Here is a 19,096-nt window from a genome sequence, read left to right as displayed (position 1 = left end):
GTCTACCTCACTTCGCCATCATGCTGGTGTGGATGCTGAACATGATCCACAGGGACAGACCGACCAGCAGCACGATAACCAGCCCTGTGAACAGGAAGGCACTGACGTTCCAGCGCTGCTCACGCGAGCTGTCCAGGTGCAGGAAGTAGAACAGATGGACGACTACCTGGATCACTGCGAAGGCCACCACGATCAGGATGGTCATGTCTTTTGGCAGGCTTGGGTACATCACCAGACCAAATGGAATGACCGTCAGGATGACCGACAGGATGAAACCGATCGCGTACGACTTGTAGCTGCCGTGGCTGGCGTCGTGACTATGGTGAGCGTTAGCCATTTACAGAACCCCCAGCAGGTAGACAACGGTGAACACGCAGATCCAGACCACGTCCAGGAAGTGCCAGAACAGGCTCAGGCAGCTCATGCGGGTCTTGTTGGTCGCGGTGATACCCTTCTTGTTGATCTGGTACATCATTACAGCCATCCAGATCAGGCCGCCGGTCACGTGCAGACCGTGAGTACCCACCAGTGCAAAGAAGCCCGACAGGAAGCCACTGCGCTGAGGACCGAAGCCCTCAGAGATCAGCAGGTGGAACTCGTTGACTTCCATCACGATGAAGCCAAGGCCCAACAGGAAGGTGATGGCCAACCAGGCCAGCACACCATTCTTGTTGCCCTTGTACATCGCCAGCATCGCGAAACCGAAGGTGATACTGGAGAACAGCAGCAGCGCGGTTTCAGCCAGTACGTAGTTCAGTTCAAAGATGTCATGACCCGACGGACCACCGGCGAAGTTATTCGACAGTACCCCGAAGGCCGCGAAGATCGACGCAAACAGGATGCAGTCGGTCATCAGGTAGAGCCAGAAACCGAATACGGTCATCGGGCCCGAGTCGTGGTGTTCTTCGTGCCCATGGTCGTGACCATGAGCAGCATCAGCATTCAATACATGACTGGACATTGATTAAACCCGTTCAAACGATTCGACACGTGCGCCATGCACTGGGGAGCCGGTTGCCAGGCCCAAGGCCTTCAAACGCTCACCCTCGATGCGGGCGACTTCCTCTGCAGGAACCATGTAGCCCTGGTCGTCACGTGCAGCGTGAGCAACGAAGACAGCAATGGTGCCAACCAGGCTGGCGACAACCAGCCACCAGATGTGCCAGATCATGGCGAAACCGAACACAGTGATCAGTGCACCCATCCACACGCCAGTGGCGGTGTTGTTCGGCATGTGGATCGCGCTGTACTTGGCAGGAGCCTTGTAAGCAGAGCCATCACGCTTGGCTTCGGTGAATGCATCCAGGCCGGCATTAACTGGCAGGGTGGCGAAGTTGTAGAACGGTGGTGGCGACGAAGTCGACCATTCCAGGGTGTGGCCGTTCCACGGGTCACCGGTGACGTCCATGTTCTGCTTGCGATCACGGATCGAAACGTACAGCTGGATCAGCTGGCAGGCGATACCGAACAGGATCAGCACCGCACCGACCACGGCAACGTACAGGTACGGTTCCCAGGCAGGGTTGGTCGAGCTGTTCAGACGACGGGTCATACCCATGAAGCCCAGCGCGTACAGTGGCATGAAGGCCACGTAGAAGCCGGAGATCCAGAACCAGAAGGCCGCTTTGCCCCACTTCTCGTTCAGGGTGAAACCGAAGGCTTTCGGGAACCAGAAGGCGAAACCGGCGATGTAGCCGAATACCGCGCCACCGATGATCACGTTGTGGAAGTGAGCAATCACGAACAGGCTGTTGTGCAGAACGAAGTCAGCACCTGGAACCGCCAGCAGAACGCCGGTCATACCACCGATGGAGAAGGTGATCATGAAGCCCAGGGTCCAGCATACTGGCGCGGTGAAGCGCAGACGGCCCTGGTAGATGGTGAACAGCCAGTTGAACAGTTTCACACCGGTCGGGATCGAAATCAGCATCGTCGCCAGACCGAAGAAGGTGTTGACGCTAGCGCCCGAACCCATGGTGAAGAAGTGGTGCAGCCAAACGCCGAAGCCCAGTACCGAGATCGCGCCGCTGGCGTAGATCATCGACTTGTGGCCGAACAGACGCTTGCCGGTGAAGGTCGAAATGACTTCCGAGAACACGCCGAACGCCGGCAGGATCAGGATGTACACCTCAGGGTGACCCCACGCCCAGAACAGGTTGACGTACATCATCGGGTTCCCACCAAGCTCGTTGGTGAAAATGTGGAAGTCCAGATAACGGTCAACAGTCAGCAGTGCGAGTGTAGCGGTCAGGATCGGGAACGATGCAACGATCAGGATGTTGGCCCAGGTGCAGGTCCAGGTGAAGATCGGCATGTCCATCAGCTTCATGCCAGGCGCGCGCATTTTCAGCACGGTGGCAAGGAAGTTGACGCCCGTTAGCGTTGTCCCCAATCCGGATATCTGTAGCGCCCAGATGTAGTAGTCCACACCGACACCAGGGCTGTACTGAATCCCGGCCAGCGGCGGATAGGCAACCCAGCCGGTCTTGGCGAATTCACCAACGCCCAGGGAGATGTTGACCAGCGCAACGCCGGACACCAGCAGCCAGAAGCTCAGGGAGTTCAGGAACGGGAAGGCCACGTCACGCGCACCGATCTGCAGCGGCAGAACGATGTTCATCAAGCCGGTGAAGAATGGCATCGCCATGAAAATGATCATGATCACACCGTGAGCGGTGAAGATCTGGTCATAGTGTTCGGGCGGCAGGTAGCCCTCGCCGCCGCCAGTGGCCATGGCCAACTGGGTACGCATCATGATGGCGTCGGCAAAGCCGCGCAGCAGCATGACCATCGCGACGATGATGTACATCACCCCGATTTTCTTGTGGTCGACCGAAGTCAGCCACTCAGTCCACAGGTAGGTCCACTTGCGGAAATAGGTGATAGCACCGATCAGCGCGATACCGCCGAGCGCGATCATGGCAAGGGTCACCATGACTATCGGCTCGTGATACGGTATCGCATCCAGACTTAGTTTACCGAACATCTCTTACTCCTCTGCCCCAGCAGCTGAATGCATACTCGTGTCCACCTCTTGCACAGCGGCTACTTCCTTGCTGGCTTCCTTCTCGTGGTGCACAGGCTTGCCACGTTTCATGCCTTCGTACTTGTCGACGATGGTCTGGAAGAAGTCAGCCGGTGCAGCGCCGTACAGCGCAACCGGATTGTTTTCGCTTGGTTTGGCCAGAGCCTCGTACTCAGCTGCTTCCAGCTGCTTAGGCGACTGCTTGACTTCGTTTACCCAGGCGTCGAAATCAGCCTGAGAGGTGGCAATTGCCTTGAACTTCATACCGGTGAAACCCGCACCGCTGTAGTTGGCGGAGATACCGTCGAACTCACCCTTCTCGTTGGCGATCAGGTGCAGCTTGGTGGTCATACCGGCCATGGCGTAGATCTGACCGCCCAGGCCCGGGATGAAGAACGAGTTCATGACCGCATCGGAGGTCACGCGGAAGTTAACCGGGGTGTTGGCCGGGAAGACGATCTTGTTGACCGTGGCAATGCCTTGTTCCGGGTAGATGAACAGCCATTTCCAGTCCAGCGCGACCACGTCGATCTGTACCGGCTTAACCTCGGAGTCCAGAGGGCGATACGGATCCAGTGAGTGGGTGGTCTTGTAGGTGACATAGCCCAGCGCAATGATGATCAGTACCGGGATGGTCCAGACCGCCACTTCGATCTTGGTCGAGTGCGACCAGTCAGGCGTGTAGTTGGCCGCCTTGTTGGAAGCACGGTACTTCCAGGCGAATGCGATGGTCATCAGGATGACCGGAATCACCACCAACAGCATCAGGCCGGTAGCGATCAGGATAAGGTTCTTTTGCTCAATGCCGACCTGACCCTTAGGGTCGAGCAGGGTCCAATTGCACCCACTGAGAAAAAGCATGCCTAAAAAGGGCAGAATGCCAAACAGTCTGGGGTAACGCTTTTTACTCATTTCACGACCTCTAGAGCAGCTTGCTTCAATGCAATTTGTGTTTTGGTCGCCAACACTTCGTCCTGCCAAGCGTTAGCATTTACGGGATCGAATAGGGTTATGCATGGAGGAGCACTGTGGCGACTCAGCAAAACCTTATATAACGACGGTTATTATTTTGACTTCGTAGGCAACGGGCCTGTCTTCAGACCAAGTCCATTTGGTGCGGGAAATCACGGAGGGGGGTCAGCCCGGCATCGCCGCTGGCGATGCTCGACAGAGTCAGCGAAAAGAGCCTTAGCTCCTTTAATCCTGCGACTCGCAAGCGGTGCCGAACGGAAATTGGGGGCGATTGTAGATATGTAACCTGGCATTGACTATGACTTATTGCGCAACAGTCCTTTACAGAATCTGTAACAATAAATCGTTCAAAATCAATTTTGCGACAGTTTGTCGCACCCCTGCCGGTACGTCTGAAAGGCCCGTACTACAAGGGCTGCGACTTGATCCAGATCAATGCTGCTGCGACATTCAAGGCGTACCGGATGTCGCAGCACGCTTGCCCGAGGCGTGACTTTTGTCTAAGGCTGGCGACGGTTGCGGTAGATGCCCAGCGGCACCAGAACAGCCGTCAGTGAAAAGGCCAGCAACGCCCATTGCGCCAGCGACAAACCCAGTACCGGCGGGTAGGGCGTGGAGCAAAAGCCATCGACCTGGAACACCAGCGGCAGAACCGAAGCCAGCGGCAACCCGTCGACGATCGGTTGCAGGGTGTCGATCCCACAACTGACGGCCGGGTTAGCCAGAATATAGACATGGTTGCCCGCAGCGGCGATGCCGCCTATGGCGCTTAGTACTACCAGTATCTCGAAGACCGTCAGGCTGCGCTTACCGGGCATGGCCGCACCGATGAAGGCAAACAGGGCAATCAGCAGCAACGCGTAGCGCTGCAGGATACACAGCGGGCACGGGGCCTCACCTAGGACGATCTGCATATACAGTGCGCCGCCGATCAACGCCAGGCAGATTATCCCCAGCAGAACCAGAAAGCGCCGCTCTCGATTCAGGCGCTGTACGTGTTCATTCATTGCCGTTCCCTTTAATAGATAAATGACTCCGCTGGCGGCACACCGCCACAAGAAAGTCTACACGCTGGCTCTGGCCTTTGAATGTGCAAAATTCGCGCCCCGCTCCGGCCATCGCGGCTCGACCGATCGCCGACCGTTACCTCGGGGCAACGGACCGTATCGGAAAGGAGGCATGCGTGATAGACATCAGGCAGTGAAGGATAAGCCGATTAATGCAGGATTAACCTCTAAAGGTTTTTACACATCGGGCTTTTTACCGCTGCGGTGCAGCGTATTGAACCGCCAGCAAGGCCGGCTCCAGGCAGGAGCCGGCTTTGCTGGGGATTGTGAAGGGTTATTCCAGCGCTGCAGCCGGCCCGAAGAACTCATAACGGCTCTGCTGCTCCGGCACACCCAGGCCTTTCAGGTGACGCTTGACGGTCGCCATGAAACCCTTGGGCCCGAGGAAGTAGGCATCCAGGTCACGCTCAGCCGGCAGCCACTGATCCAACTGGTCGAGGGTCAACAGCCCCACGGCATCGGCAGCCGGGCTGGCACCATCGTCTTCGGCGTAGCAGTAGAAGCGCTTGAACTGCGGATGCGTCGCCGCAAGGTCATCGATCCAGCCACGGAAGGCATGCACAGCACCGTTACGGGCGCAGTGGATAAAGTGAATCAAGCGGCCCGTGGACAGCGCAGCCTCCACCATCGCCAGCGTCGGCGTGATGCCTACGCCACCACTGATCAGCACCAGCGGCTTGTCGCTGGCGGCCAAGGTGAACTCGCCCGACGGTGGGAACAGGTTCAGGGTATCGCCCACCTGCAGTTGCTCGTGCAGGTAGTTGGAGACTTTACCTCCCTCCTCACGCTTGACACTGATGCGGTACTGGCCGCCCTTGCTCAATGCCGACAGCGAGTAGTTGCGACGATGCTCTTCGCCATCGATGAACAACTGCAGGCCGATGTATTGACCCGGCTCTGCCGCCAGAATCGCACCGCCATCTTCAGGCGCGAAGTAGAAGGAAACGATCTCGCTGCTCTCCTCCACCCGCGCGGCCAGCTTGAACACCCGCGCACCACGCCAGCCACCGACGGCTTCGGCTTTCTGGTCGTAAACCTGGGCTTCGGCACCGATCAGGATGTCGGCCAGTTGTTGATAGGCTGCACCCCAGGCGGCAATGACTTCAGGGGTGGCAATTTCACTGCCCAACACTTCTTCAATGGCGCGCAGCAGGCAGCTACCGACGATCGGGTAGTGCTCTGGCAGGATCTGCAAGGCCACATGCTTATTGATAATCTGCCCGACCCAGGCCACCCAATTGCTCGAGCTGGTCGATGTGCCGCGCATACATCAGTACGCCATTGGCCAATGCACGTGGCTGGTCACCGCTGGCTTGGTGAGCCTGGTTGAACAGCGGGCGCACCTCGGGGTACTCGCTGAGCATGAGCTTGTAGAAGTGCGTGGTCAGTGCTTCACCACCGCTTTCCAGCAGCGGCACGGTTGCTTTGATGATTGCACGGTCTTGGGCATTGAGCATAAGGGTACTCCTGAGCCTATGGCTTCTGTAAAAACTGCCATGAGTAATTCAGGAACCGTGCCAAGTTTAAAATTCAATAAAATCAATAACTTAAAAAATATAGAGTCATTATGACCCCATCTGTTTTATAGTCATTTCGACCAACAGGAGTCATTATGACCGCAAAGCCCCTGCTCACCGCCCTGCTGCCACTGGTTAGCGACCTGTCCCGCGAGCTGCCGGAACGCGAACGCTATCGACGCCTGCTGGAGGCCATGCGAACCCTGTTGCCATGCGACGCTGCGGCCTTGCTGAAACGTGAGGGCGAATGGCTCGTGCCATTGGCGGTCGACGGTTTGAGTACCGACACCCTGGGGCGGCGCTTCAAAATCAGCGAGCACCCGCGTTTTCAGGTGTTGCTAAGCCGTCACGAACCCACACGCTTTGCCAGCGACAGCGACCTGCCCGACCCTTATGACGGCCTGGTCGAAGGCCTGCACCAGCACCTTGAAGTACACGACTGCATGGGCTGTCCGCTGTTCGTTGATGAACAGCCTTGGGGGCTGATTACCCTGGACGCACTCGCCCCGGAACGCTTTCAGCAGATCGAGCTTGATGCCCTGCAAGCCTTCGCCAGCCTGGCCGCCGCAACGGTCAAGGTGGCCGAACGGATCGAGCGCCTGGCCCTGCGCATAGAGGACGAACACCAACGAGCCGAACTCTACCGCGAGGCCAGTGGTTTTCAGGAGCGGGAGTTGATCGGCCAGAGCAAGCCGCACAAACGTCTGCTTGAAGAGATCGCCTTGGTAGGCGGCAGCGACCTGACTGTGTTGATCACCGGCGAAACCGGGGTCGGCAAAGAGTTAGTGGCCCAGGCCATTCATGCAGCCTCGTCACGCGCCGACAAGCCGCTGATCAGCCTGAACTGCGCCGCCCTGCCCGACACCCTGGTGGAAAGCGAACTGTTCGGCCATGTACGTGGGGCCTTTACCGGCGCAGTGGGTGAACGCCGCGGCAAGTTCGAGCTGGCCAACGGCGGCACGCTGTTTCTCGATGAGGTCGGCGAGCTGTCCCTACAGGTGCAAGCCAAATTGTTGCGCGTGCTGCAAAGCGGCCAGTTGCAACGGCTGGGTTCGGATCAGGATCATCGGGTGGATGTGCGCCTGATTGCCGCCACCAACCGCGACCTCTCCGAAGAGGTGCGCGCCGGTCGCTACCGCGCCGACTTCTATCATCGCCTGAGCGTCTACCCACTGCAGGTGCCGCCGCTGCGCGAGCGTGGGCGCGATGTGCTGCTGATCAGTGGCTACTTCCTTGAACAGAACCGCTCCCGCATGGGCCTGAACAGCCTGCGCCTGACCCCCGACGCACAAGCCGCACTGCTGGCCTATAACTGGCCAGGCAATGTCCGCGAGCTGGAGCACTTGATTGGCCGCTCGGCACTCAAAGCCCTTGGACAACACCCGGAACGACCGAAAATTCTCAGCCTGAGCGCCAGCGACCTCGACTTGCCGGCACCCCACAGTGAGTCAGCATCGGTCAGCAACAATGCAAGCCCTGCCAATGCGACGGTGGTCGGCGACCTGCGCCTGGCGCTAGACACCTACCAGCGCGACCTGATCAAAGCCAGCCTGGAACGCCATCAACACAACTGGGCGAGTGCCGCACGCGAGCTGGGCCTGGATCGGGCCAACCTCAATCGCCTGGCCAAGCGCCTCGGTCTACGCTGACGTATTAAAGCCAGCCGATGCCGGGCCGATAACCCGACATCTCACCCTGTTCTTAAACCTTGAAGGTGCCTATGGTCTCGCAAAAAGCCCGTGCGGACTCGCTGTCGCTGCTGTTGTTCACCCTGCGCAGCGGCAAGCTGATGGCCATCAACCTGCTCAAGGTCAGCGAGATTATCGCCTGCCCGCCGCTGACCCGGTTGCCTGAGTCCCACCCTCATGTCAAAGGCGTCGCCACCTTGCGCGGCAACTCGCTGTCGGTGATCGACCTGTCCCGCGCCATCGGCGAGCGCCCCTTGCTCGACCCGGACGGGGGCTGCCTGATCGTTACGGATATCAGCCGTTCAAAACAGGGCCTGCACGTACAAGCCGTAAGCAAGATCGTTCACTGCCTGAGTACCGACATTCGCCCGCCACCCTTCGCCTCGGGCGGCAAGTCGTTCATTACCGGGGTAACCCAGGTCGACGGTACGCTGGTGCAAGTGCTGGACATCGAAAAAGTGATTCACGGCATTACCCCTGCGCCTCACGATCACACCCATATCGAGCTGGCTCCAGAAGACGCTGCGGTGCTTGGCGCTGCCAATATTCTGGTGGTCGACGACAGCCAGGTGGCCCTGCAGCAGTCGGTACACACCTTGCGCAACCTGGGTATCGAGTGCCACACCGCCCGCAGCGCCAAGGAAGCCATCGACAAACTGCTGGAGCTGCAAGGCACTGATCAGGAGATCAATGTAGTGGTCTCGGACATCGAGATGTCCGAAATGGATGGCTACGCCTTTACCCGCACCCTGCGCGAAACGCCGGACTTCCAGCACCTCTACGTGCTCCTGCACACCTCGCTGGACAGCGCCATGAACAGCGAGAAAGCCAAGGCCGCCGGAGCCAATGCCGTACTGACCAAGTTTTCCTCTCCGGAGCTGACCGACTGCCTGATCCATGCTGCGCGTACGGTGGCCGACTTCGGCCAGTGAAGGCATTGTGCTCACTTGTCGGGCAGTCGGTCTGAGGCATAATCGCAAGCAACCGTCACTGCCCACGAGGCGCGCACCATGAGAAACGCCGTAATGACCCTGTGCCTGTTGGCCTTGCCTCTCACCCAGGCGAGCGCCTCCAGCGATGCAGCCTGGGCCGACGCGCAACACCAGGCATTGGCCACCTGCGTAGCCGCCAGCCAACTCACCGCAGTCAAGCCGCTCAAGCAGAGTGCCTTGTTCGATGACAGCGTGGGTTACACGGCGATCCTCTTGCAGGGGCACTACAAGCCTGCGCACATGAAGAACAAGGCCGGTACCGAGCTGTGCCTGTACCACCGTGAAACCCGTACTGCCCACGTGACCGAGTGGGATGCCGTCACACCCGTCCGCTAAGAAGAAGCCCACTACCGTGTCTCTTTCCACCCCGTTCAATTGCGTTGGCTGCGGCAAATGCTGTACCGATCATCATGTGCCCCTGACCCTGGCCGAAGCCGGGCGCTGGAGCGCATCCGGCGGCCAACTGATTGTCTTGCTCGAAGCGTTTTTCGAGCAAGGCCCAGGGCTGCCCGACGGCCAGCGCGAGCATGCCTTGCGCCGCAGTTTTCCGGTGGCGTGCGGCGCGAGCCAGATCCACCTGGCGGTGACCTTTGCGGCGTATAACGTCGGCCCCTGCCGCAACCTGGATGCGGATTACCGCTGCCGCATCTACACGGAACGGCCACTGGTGTGCCGCATCTACCCAATGGAAATAAACCCGCACATTCCGCTGCGCCCCGAGGCCAAGGATTGCCCACCCGAAGCCTGGCAGGATGGGCCGCTGTTGATTCACCGCGACCAGCTCCAGGACCCGGAACTGGCAGCACTGATCGAGCAATCGCGTCAGGCTGACCGCGAAGATATCCGTGCCAAAGTTGCGATCTGCCAACACCTGGGCATTGATGTCAGCGCGGTCAAGGGCAACGGTTTCACCGCTTACCTGCCCACCGTCGAGGCCATGGCGAGTGCGATCCGTGACGTCGAGGCCTCTGCCGATACCGGCAGCGCTTGGCGCCTGCACGTGACCGATCCGCTATTGGCCGAGCAATTGCAAACGCTGGGTGCGCAGGTCACCAGCGAACCGGCGACCTACTACAGTTTCATTCCACTTCAGGCCGGTTAACTGCGGCGGCGCCAGAATTCGTCAGCCAGTTGCCGCAAGCCCTCGGCCAGTTCGGCAACATTGCTGGAGTTCAGGTGGCCGCGCTGCCCGGCACTGACCGTGACTTCGCTGGCTTGGCGAATGCTGGTGATGTTGCGGTTGATGTCTTCACTGACACTGCTTTGCTCTTCGACCGCCGCCGCAATCTGCAGGCTCATTTCATTGATCTGGGTAACCCGCTGACTGATGCCATCAAGCGCACTGGCAGCACGCTGTGCCTGCTCAACGCTATTGCCGACATAGGTACTGCTCTGTTGCATCGCCAGCACGGCATTGCGCGCACCGCTTTGCAACACGCCGATCATGCGTTGAATTTCCTGAGTCGATTGGGCGGTGCGCTTCGCCAGACCGCGCACTTCGTCAGCCACCACGGCAAAGCCGCGCCCCTGGTCCCCTGCCCGAGCCGCTTCGATGGCGGCGTTCAAGGCCAGCAGGTTGGTCTGCTCGGCAATGCTGCGAATGACATCCAGCACACTGGAAATCTCACTGCTGTGGCTCTCCAGGTTGTGGATAACTTGCGTGGCAACCTCCAGCTCACGGGCCAACTGCAAAATCGCGTTCTGGCTCTGATCAACGAGCTGCTGCCCGCTCTGGGTTTCATCTTCAGCCTGGTCCGCCGCCTGTGAGGCCTGCTGAGCACTGCTGGCGACCTGAGCCACACTGGCCGCCATCTGGTGGATGGCAGTAGCCACCTGATCCGTTTCACTTTGCTGGCCCAGCGTACTGTTGTGACTGCTGTGCAAGTGGCTGGCCAGCTCAGCCGCTTCCACCGCCAAGCGCTTGGACGTGTCGCCAATGCGCCCAACCACAGCGCCCACCTGAGACTCCAGCATCAGCATGGCAAACTCGATTTGCCCGACACCATCCCGGCGACCGGTATACAGCTGCTGGCTCAACGGGTTGTCCGCAACCGCCTTGGCACGGCGTCGCAAGCGTTCAAAGGGACGTAACAGGGGAAATACCACGGCGGCACTCAGTGCAGAGCTCAGCGCCAGGGTCAGTATATTCGACAGTGGCAGCAGCCAGTGCGCGGCCATTGCCACGGCAAATGCCAGGCTCATGCCGCCCCATAACTGCCACTCCAGCCTCGGCACAGGCAGACGCTGCAACCAACTGGTACGACCACTGCGCAACTGGGCATACATCCGCTCGGCGGCCTCGACGTGCGCAGCTGCCGGTTTGGTGCGTACCGACTGGTACTCAACCGTCTGCCCCTGGCTGGTGATCGGTGTCACAAATGCACTGACCCAGTAATGATCGCCATTCTTGCAACGATTCTTCACCAGCCCCATCCACGAACGCCCGCGCTTGAGCGTCTGCCACATCTGCTCGAAGGCCAACGGCGGCATGTCCGGGTGGCGCACGAGGTTATGGTGCTGCCCTATAAGCTCTTCACGACTAAAACCGCTGATGCTGACAAAGTCATCATTGGCGTAGGTAATCGCGCTGGTAAGGTCAGTGGTAGAGAGGATGTTGGCATCGCCGGGATAATCCATATTGCGGCCAGTCACAGGCAGATTGCTCTTCATTGTGGGCGCTCATTATTGTTGGCAGAAAATCGGCAGGGCGTTCGACTCTAAGGTGTTTTTTTTCTGAAACATTGACTTGGAGCAGGATATTGGCAAATGGCCATACTCGCGTTGTCAGCCGAAAGATGCTCACAGACTGATCAGTCACATCGCCCAGGACAGACACGCGCCTCCGCCATTTTTACCGAAAATGCAACAGTTCTTATCCGAATACTCTCTGTTTCATTCGAACATTTCCGACTAATTTATGTACACCTAACTAGCACTTGCTCTGCAAGAAGGTTTGTCGAAATGTCCAACAGTATGGGTATTGCCAGCGTTTTTGTTCTGTCTTCTTTGTTGTTGTCGCCGGTCGTAATGGCCGAAGAGTCGCAAGCGTTCGTGGCTCAGAATGCCGCCCGCGCCGCCGCACTCGACAACGCTCGCCACGCGATTGCAGAACAGGGTAAAGACCGCTTGGAAACCCAGAAAAACGCAGCGTCCAAGGTTTCGGCGAGTGACCGTAGCGACAGCTGACAGGCGCCCAGCGCCCCCTCTGCTCTCCCCCCGAAAACCGCACCGGTGATGCATTCACCGGTGCGGTTTTCGTCTAAAGCCGCTGCTGATCAGCGGCTTTTTTTGGCGCGGTAAAAAGTGCCTGAGTCTGATCGTCCTTACCCCCTGACGGTCGTTGTTTCGCACAATAAAAAACAGCCACACCTTCACCCAAGGAGTTAACCACGGTGAGCATTGCTTTACGATTCACACCACTATTCGTTGCACTGGCTGCAACGATGCCTTTCACAGCCCAAGCAGACGACGAACCCGCTGAAGGTTTCATCGAAGGCTCCAGCCTCAAATTGCTTAGCCGTAACTACTACATGAATCGCAACCAGCTCTCGCAAGGCCAGCGCGATAACAAGGAGTGGGGCCAGGGCTTCATTGGCAAGTTTGAGTCGGGCTACACGCAAGGCCTACTCGGCTTCGGCCTTGATGCGCATGCCATGCTCGGCCTGAAGCTCGATGGTGGTGGCGGTACCGGCAACTCCAGCATCCTGCCGGTCAGCAGTACCAGCAAAGAAGGTTACGAGTACGGCAAGGCTCCGGATTCCTTCTCGACCGCAGGGGCGGCGCTCAAGCTCAAGGCCTTCGACACCGAGCTCAAGGCCGGTGACCTGTTCCTGAACAACCCGGTGATCGCCGGGGGCGAAAGCCGCATGTTGCCGCAGACCTTTCGCGGGGTCAGCCTGACCAACAACAGCCTCGACGGCCTGATGTTCGACGCCGGCCAGGCCAGCTTCACCAAGCTCTACAACCAAAGCGGGCACAGCCGCATCGGCACCTCTTATGGCGAACTGCCAGACGACCGCGAAAGCCGCCACCTGAACTGGGCCGGGGTAGCCTGGAGTTCGATTCCGAACCTCACCGCCAGCCTGTATGCCGCGGAACTCAAGGACATCTGGAACCAGTACTACGCCGACATCGATTACACCTATCAGGTGAACGATCTGGTCAGGCTCAACCCGGGCGTGCATTTCTATCACACCCAGGACACGGGCGATGCGCTGCTGGGCAACATCGACAACAACACCTACAGCCTGCACTTCACCGTCGGTATCGGTTTTCATGCGATCACCGCGGTGTATCAGCGCGTCAACGGCAACACCCCGTTCGACTACATCACCCAGGGCGACAGCATCTACCTGGACAACTCGCAGATCTACTCGGACTTCAACGGCCCCAACGAGCGCTCCTGGAAGCTCAAGTACGCGTATGACTTCGCGGGCCTTGACGTACCCGGCCTGACTTCGGTGGTGTCCTACTCACGCGGTGAGCTGGACCTGACCAAAGTCGACCCGAACAGCGCAGGCTACGGCGAAACCTGGTACAACCCCGATGGCAAGAACGCGCAGCACTGGGAGCGCGACATCGACCTGCAGTACGTGTTCCAGGAAGGCAACCTCAAGGACCTTTCCGTCCTGCTGCGCTGGGCCGCCCACCGGGGTAGCCAGGGCTATTCGCAGGTGGATAACAACGTCGATGAATACCGTGTGATCGTCGAGTATCCGCTAAACATTTTCTAACCTGCGGCATCGCAGGCGAGCCAGTCATGCCTTCGGGGCTGCAATAGCCTTGTTGGAGCAGGCTTGCCTGCGATGGGAGCGTTCGGGCGCCAGCACGTACACAGCGCCCGTATCGCAGGCACAACCTGCACCTGCAGAGACCTACGCACCAAAAGGCACCCGCCGTTCATCTGTTGAACCTGACAAGGTAGCGACATGCATAACCTTAGATCTTGTCCGACAATACACACACCCCTAAAATACGCCGCCGCGCACCCTCCGTGCACTCCCTCTTGCTCATGACCTATGGTCAAACACTGGCAACCATGACTTCGCGCACCCGGCCTCAACGATCTGCCCTGTACCGAAGCCATCCGGAACTGGTTCTTAACCTAGGCAGTTGCCTGACGGTTCTGGCGATCGTTGCTATCGTCACGTTCCTGTTGATGCGCGAACGTGCGAACGTCGAGCAGGCCGCCGTTCGCTCGGCACGCAACATCGTGCAGTTGATCGACACCGACATTGTGCGCAACGTAGAACTCTACAACCTGTCCTTGCGGGGCCTGATCTGGGCGGCACAGCGCCCGGAGCTGTTGACGATCCCGCCTGAACTGCGCCACCAGGTGCTGTTCAACCAGGCCTTCAGTGTGCCATTGCGCGGCGACATCCTTTGGCTCGACAGTAATGGCGATGTGGTCGCTGACTCCAACAGCACGACCCCACGCAGTGCCAACTTTGCCGACAGCAAGGTATTCCAGGATCACCGGGCAAACCCTGGCCTGGGCCTGCTGATCAGCCAACCGTTCAAGGCACGGCTTGGCGACCTGGACTGGTGCATTGGCTTCAGCCGCAGGATCTCGGACATCCATGGCGAATTTGCTGGCGTCGCCGCCGGTGCATTGCGCCTGTCGTACTTCGACGAGCTGTTCCAGCGCCTGGACATCGGCCAGGAAGGCAGCATCAACCTGATCAATACCAACGGCGTACTGCTCGCCCGGCACTCGGCGGTGGACAACCGCCAGTTGGTGGGCAAGGACTTCAGTCAGGAGCCGAACTTCCAACGCGCCATGCAAGCAGGCAAAGGCAGCTTTAGCGCAGCCTCGTCACTGGATGGCAAAGAACGTCTGTTCACCTTTTCCCGGGTCACCGACCTGCCATTGATGGTGGTCGTGGCCCTGCCCACTGAAGAAGTATTCGCATCGTGGCTGCGAACCGCACTGGTCGTGGGTACCGCAACAGGCGTGCTGTGCCTCGGCATTCTCTGGCTCACGCTGTTGCTGGGTCGCGAGCTGCGCCGCCGCCAGGATGCCGAACAAGGCTTGGCCACCCTCGCCGCCACCGACAGCCTGACCAACCTGCCGAACCGGCGGCGCCTGGACCAGGTGCTACGCCAGGAATGGGCCAGGGCCAAACGCAACGCCCGCCCCTTGTCGGTGCTGATGGTGGACGTAGACCGCTTCAAGGCCTTCAACGAGCGGCACGGCCATCAGGGCGGCGATCAGGCACTGCGCAAAGTGGCCGCGACCATCCAGCGCTGCATCCGTCGGCCAGCAGACCTTGCCGCCCGGTATGGCGGCGAAGAGTTTCTGATCATCCTGCCGGAAACCGATACGCTGGGCGCCCATCAACTGGCCGAGAACCTGCGCCGCCAGATCGAAATGCAACCGCCGTACGCCAACGATGTGCAGCCGGTAACTGTCAGCATCGGCGTTGCCACCCACGCGCCAGACTGCCCGCAGCACAGCCTCGACGCGTTGTTGAGGGCTGCCGATGAGGCGCTTTACCAAGCCAAGCACAACGGCCGCAATCAGGTCGTTTAGCCTCAGCGCCGGCCGGGGGCAAATCTGTATGCTGTTTTTCGACGGGATCTGTCCTTTGGCGCACCTGTCGAATGCCTGTATCGTCGTGCCCTCGACGTCACAGGTTGTTGCCGCATCATGAACCCCGAAGCCCTTGAACTGCTGGTCACCCGCGAAATGCCTTTCGGCAAGTACAAAGGCCGCTTGATCGCGGACCTGCCCGGCCAGTACCTGAACTGGTTCGCCCGTGAAGGCTTTCCAAAGGGCGAGTTGGGCAGCCTGTTGGCACTGATGCATGAAGTCGACCACAACGGTCTGTCGGACTTGCTCGTTCCCCTGCGTAAAAAACACCCACGCCCCCGCCCCTGACACAGCGAGCCTGCGCATGAAGCACCTGCCCCAGTCTGAGCCCTCCCTTCTGGCCCGCGACGAGGGCTACTGGCAAAACGTTGCCTCGCGCTACGACATCGAGCCTGGGCCGATCAACCTTGAGTACGGCTACTTCGGTCGCATGACACGTACGGTCGCCGAGCGCTACCAAGCGCATATCATGGCGATCAACCGGGGCAATTCACTGCCGGTGCGTCAGCAGTTCGATCAGGTAGGCACCCTGCAGATCCACGCCGCCCTGGCTGAACTGTTGCAGGTTCCAGCACACACGGTGGCCCTGACGCAAAGCGCATCGGCATCGATGCTGTCGCTGATCCGCAACTACAACGGCCTGCGCCCAGGCGATCAGGTACTGATCAGCGATCTTGAATACGACAGCGTACAGCGCGCCATGCGCTGGCTGGCGCACCACCGTGGTGTGGAAGTGATCGAAATCCGTCATCCGCACCCGGCCACTTTCGACAACCTGCTTGACAGCTACCGCCAGGCGTTCGAGCGCTACCCTCGACTCAAGCTGATGGCCCTCACCTATGTGACCCACCGCACCGGGTTGGTGATGCCGGTGCAGGCCATTGCCGCCTGTGCCCGAGCACACGGTGTCGAGGTCATGCTCGACGGTGCCCATGCCCTGGGGTTGGTGGACTTCAGACTGGATCAGTTAGGCATCGACTTCGCCGCCTTCAACCTGCAGAAGTGGATCGGCGCGCCGCTGAGTCTGGGCGTGTTGTACATCGCCGAAGAACGCCTGCAGGCCATCGACCCCGACATGAGCGAGGCGAGTTACCAACGCGATGACATCCGCTCACGGGCGCCGTACGGCACGCCGAACATTCCTGCCTGGATGACCTTGCCGACTGTATTTGAAGAGCACCGGGCCATGGGTGGCGCCAGCGTAAAAGGGGCACGCCTGAGTTACCTGCGTGACCTTTGGGTTGAGCAGGTGCGCGCATTGCCCGGTATCGAAGTGCTGACCCCGGACGATCCGCGCCTGTACTGCGGCATCACCTCATTGCGCTTTACCCGCCAGCCTGACCAGCCGGCCATGGTTCGGCGCCTGCTGGACGAGCACAACCTGTTCACCGTGGCCCGCGATGGCTCAGCCTGCGGACCGTGCATTCGGGTGACGCCCGGCTTCACGACAACACCGGACGATATCCAGGCGCTGGTCCGCGCCCTGCACGAACTGGCCTGAGCCCCCTCAGGCCTTGACCGGCTCGACCGCCAACTCGGCAACGTCGCTGCGCTTGAGCAGCGCGTACAACACGGCGGTCAACAGGCTACCGGCGAGAATCGCCAACAGGTAGAGCAGCGCGTGGTTGATGGCGTTCGGGATCAACAGCACGAACAGCCCGCCATGGGGTGCCATCAGCTTGCAACCGAAGTACATCGACAAGGCACCGGTCAACGCCCCGCCGGCAATGCTGGCGGGAATCACCCGCAGCGGGTCTTTGGCCGCAAACGGAATTGCGCCTTCGGAAATGAAGCACAGCCCCAGCACCAAGGCGGCCTTGCCCGCTTCTCGCTCACTCTGGGCAAACTTGCGCCGTGCGATAAAACTGGCAATACCCAGCCCGATCGGCGGCACCATACCCGCCGCCATGGTCGCAGCCATCGGTGCATAACTCTGCGAGGCCAACAGCCCCACGGAAAACGCATACGCAGCCTTGTTGATCGGCCCGCCAAGGTCAACGCACATCATCCCGCCCAGCAGGATGCCGAGGAGAATGGCATTGGTGGTGCCCATGCTGTCGAGGAAATGGGTCAGCCCCGCGAGCATCTGCGCCACTGGCTGGCCGACCACATAGATCATCACCAGGCCCGTGAACAGGCTGGCCAGCAACGGAATGATCAGGATCGGCTTGAGTGCTTCCAGGCTGCTGGGCAGTCGCGCCCAGCGGTTGATGGCCTTGGCGCTGTACCCGGCAAGAAAACCGGCGACGATGCCGCCAATGAACCCGGCACCCAGGGTGCTGGCCAGCAAGCCGCCAATCATGCCCGGCGCAAGGCCTGGGCGGTCGGCAATCGAGTAGGCGATGTAGCCGGCCAGCAACGGCACCATCAGCTTGAAGGCCGCCTCACCACCGATCTGCATCAGCGCCGCCGGTAACGTGCCTGGCTGTTTGAACGCCTCGATACCGAAAACAAAGGACAGAGCGATCAGCAAACCACCTGCCACCACCATCGGCAACATGAACGAAACACCGGTCAGCAGGTGCTTGTAGACACCGGTCTTCTCACCCTTGGCCGGTGCAGCCTGCCCGGCAGCCGACGCCGACTCCTGCTTGCCTTCGGCCAACGCTTTATCCAGGGTAGCGCGCGCCTGTTTCAGGGCAATGCCAGTGCCGCAGCGGTAGATCCGCTTGCCGGCAAAACGCTCGGTGGCCACTTCGATATCGGCGGCCAGCAACACCACATCCGCGTCGGCAATCGCCTGGGCGCTGAGCGGTGTGCGGGCGCCGACTGAACCCTGGGTTTCCACTTCAAGCTGGTAACCCAGTTGCTGCGCGGCCTGCTGTAACGCCTCGGCGGCCATAAAGGTGTGAGCCACACCGGTCGGGCAGGCGGTGATGGCGACAATGCGTTTGCCCTGTACGACGGGCGCCGCAGCCTCGACCACCGGCTGATAAACCTCGGCCTTCTGGGCCGCCTCACGCAAGAAATGATCGACATCCTGCAGCGCTTGCGATGGGGTGCTGCGGAACAACCGCTTGCCGGCAAACCGTTGCAGGTCCAGCGGGCCGCTGCTGACCACCAGAACCCAGTCAGCCGCTTCGATATCCGCCGCCTGAAGTTGCCGCTCAGGGTGTGCCGGGTCGTGAACTTCGACGCTGGTGCCATAGCCCTGGCGGCGGGCCGCAGCCTCCAACAAGCGTGCACTGAGCACGCTGGAGACCATGGCGTTGGGACAAGCCGTGACAATCGCCAGTTTCATGT

At 59.8% G+C, this 19,096-nt stretch carries 16 protein-coding genes and 1 pseudogene; 9 read left to right on the top strand and 8 right to left on the bottom strand.

Going from position 1 to position 19,096, the window contains the following annotated elements:
• Nucleotides 1–7 precede the first annotated feature (7 nt).
• The 6 genes and pseudogenes from cyoD to hmpA all read right to left on the bottom strand — a co-directional run bounded on the left by cyoD (nt 8) and on the right by hmpA (nt 6,521).
• Nucleotides 8–337, bottom strand: a complete 330-nt coding sequence (cyoD, locus tag ACZ9H3_RS19425; RefSeq protein WP_065758886.1) for a cytochrome o ubiquinol oxidase subunit IV — start codon at nt 335–337, stop codon at nt 8–10.
• A complete protein-coding gene (gene cyoC / locus ACZ9H3_RS19420) occupies nt 338–961 on the bottom strand; it encodes a cytochrome o ubiquinol oxidase subunit III (protein ID WP_099773582.1) in 624 nt (207 codons plus the stop codon).
• Nucleotides 962–964: 3 nt separating this feature from the next.
• Nucleotides 965–2,986 (bottom strand): cytochrome o ubiquinol oxidase subunit I, encoded by a 2,022-nt coding sequence (gene cyoB / locus ACZ9H3_RS19415; RefSeq protein WP_330521965.1) that lies wholly within the window; start codon nt 2,984–2,986, stop codon nt 965–967.
• Nucleotides 2,987–2,989: 3 nt separating this feature from the next.
• Complete coding sequence (gene cyoA / locus ACZ9H3_RS19410; protein ID WP_065758889.1) at nt 2,990–3,937, bottom strand: ubiquinol oxidase subunit II; 948 nt, start codon at nt 3,935–3,937, stop codon at nt 2,990–2,992.
• Nucleotides 3,938–4,497: 560 nt separating this feature from the next.
• Nucleotides 4,498–5,004 carry a disulfide bond formation protein B gene (locus ACZ9H3_RS19405; RefSeq protein WP_065758890.1) on the bottom strand — a complete coding sequence of 169 codons (507 nt, stop codon included), beginning with the start codon at nt 5,002–5,004 and terminating at the stop codon, nt 4,498–4,500.
• A 334-nt stretch (nt 5,005–5,338) separates the two neighbouring features.
• Nucleotides 5,339–6,521 (bottom strand): annotated as a pseudogene (gene hmpA, locus ACZ9H3_RS19400) (NO-inducible flavohemoprotein).
• Nucleotides 6,522–6,676: 155 nt separating this feature from the next.
• Between hmpA and norR the strand changes: the two are divergent.
• From norR to ACZ9H3_RS19380, 4 genes are all read left to right on the top strand, one after another.
• Nucleotides 6,677–8,230 carry a nitric oxide reductase transcriptional regulator NorR gene (gene norR / locus ACZ9H3_RS19395; RefSeq protein ID WP_476222040.1) on the top strand — a complete coding sequence of 518 codons (1,554 nt, stop codon included), beginning with the start codon at nt 6,677–6,679 and terminating at the stop codon, nt 8,228–8,230.
• 71 nt (nt 8,231–8,301) lie between these two features.
• Nucleotides 8,302–9,201: a chemotaxis protein gene (locus tag ACZ9H3_RS19390; RefSeq protein ID WP_065758893.1), complete on the top strand. Its 900-nt coding sequence runs from the start codon at nt 8,302–8,304 to the stop codon at nt 9,199–9,201.
• 78 nt (nt 9,202–9,279) lie between these two features.
• On the top strand, nt 9,280–9,597 hold the full coding sequence (locus tag ACZ9H3_RS19385; RefSeq protein WP_330521962.1) for a hypothetical protein: 318 nt from the start codon (nt 9,280–9,282) through the stop codon (nt 9,595–9,597).
• Nucleotides 9,575–10,363 carry a YkgJ family cysteine cluster protein gene (locus ACZ9H3_RS19380; protein WP_065758895.1) on the top strand — a complete coding sequence of 263 codons (789 nt, stop codon included), beginning with the start codon at nt 9,575–9,577 and terminating at the stop codon, nt 10,361–10,363. Before ACZ9H3_RS19385 ends, ACZ9H3_RS19380 begins: the two co-directional genes overlap by 23 nt.
• Here the strand turns inward: ACZ9H3_RS19380 and ACZ9H3_RS19375 are convergent.
• The gene (locus tag ACZ9H3_RS19375; protein ID WP_476222037.1) at nt 10,360–11,931 is read right to left on the bottom strand and encodes a methyl-accepting chemotaxis protein; all 1,572 of its coding nucleotides are present in this window, start codon (nt 11,929–11,931) and stop codon (nt 10,360–10,362) included. The two genes, ACZ9H3_RS19380 and ACZ9H3_RS19375, sit on opposite strands and share 4 nt — an antisense overlap.
• 291 nt (nt 11,932–12,222) lie before the next feature.
• Here ACZ9H3_RS19375 and ACZ9H3_RS19370 point away from each other — a divergent pair, with 291 nt between their 5' ends.
• From ACZ9H3_RS19370 to ACZ9H3_RS19350, 5 genes are all read left to right on the top strand, one after another.
• Nucleotides 12,223–12,447, top strand: coding sequence for a hypothetical protein (locus tag ACZ9H3_RS19370; protein WP_330521960.1), 225 nt, complete (start codon nt 12,223–12,225; stop codon nt 12,445–12,447).
• A 257-nt stretch (nt 12,448–12,704) separates the two neighbouring features.
• Nucleotides 12,705–13,994, top strand: a complete 1,290-nt coding sequence (locus tag ACZ9H3_RS19365; protein ID WP_476222034.1) for an OprD family porin — start codon at nt 12,705–12,707, stop codon at nt 13,992–13,994.
• 305 nt (nt 13,995–14,299) lie between these two features.
• Nucleotides 14,300–15,793: a GGDEF domain-containing protein gene (locus tag ACZ9H3_RS19360; RefSeq protein WP_476222032.1), complete on the top strand. Its 1,494-nt coding sequence runs from the start codon at nt 14,300–14,302 to the stop codon at nt 15,791–15,793.
• 114 nt (nt 15,794–15,907) lie between these two features.
• A complete protein-coding gene (locus ACZ9H3_RS19355; RefSeq protein ID WP_083199871.1) occupies nt 15,908–16,141 on the top strand; it encodes a DUF3820 family protein in 234 nt (77 codons plus the stop codon).
• A 16-nt stretch (nt 16,142–16,157) separates the two neighbouring features.
• On the top strand, nt 16,158–17,354 hold the full coding sequence (locus ACZ9H3_RS19350; protein ID WP_330521957.1) for an aminotransferase class V-fold PLP-dependent enzyme: 1,197 nt from the start codon (nt 16,158–16,160) through the stop codon (nt 17,352–17,354).
• 6 nt (nt 17,355–17,360) lie between these two features.
• On the opposite strand, the gene ACZ9H3_RS19345 is transcribed toward ACZ9H3_RS19350, so the two are convergent.
• Nucleotides 17,361–19,094 (bottom strand): PTS fructose-like transporter subunit IIB, encoded by a 1,734-nt coding sequence (locus ACZ9H3_RS19345; RefSeq protein WP_476222030.1) that lies wholly within the window; start codon nt 19,092–19,094, stop codon nt 17,361–17,363.
• Between the last annotated feature and the right edge of the window lie 2 nt (nt 19,095–19,096).

The organism is Pseudomonas sp. TE3910 (genome assembly GCF_056279025.1).
Note: the sequence above shows the minus strand (reverse complement) of the source record. Positions and strands in the feature narration are given on the sequence as shown.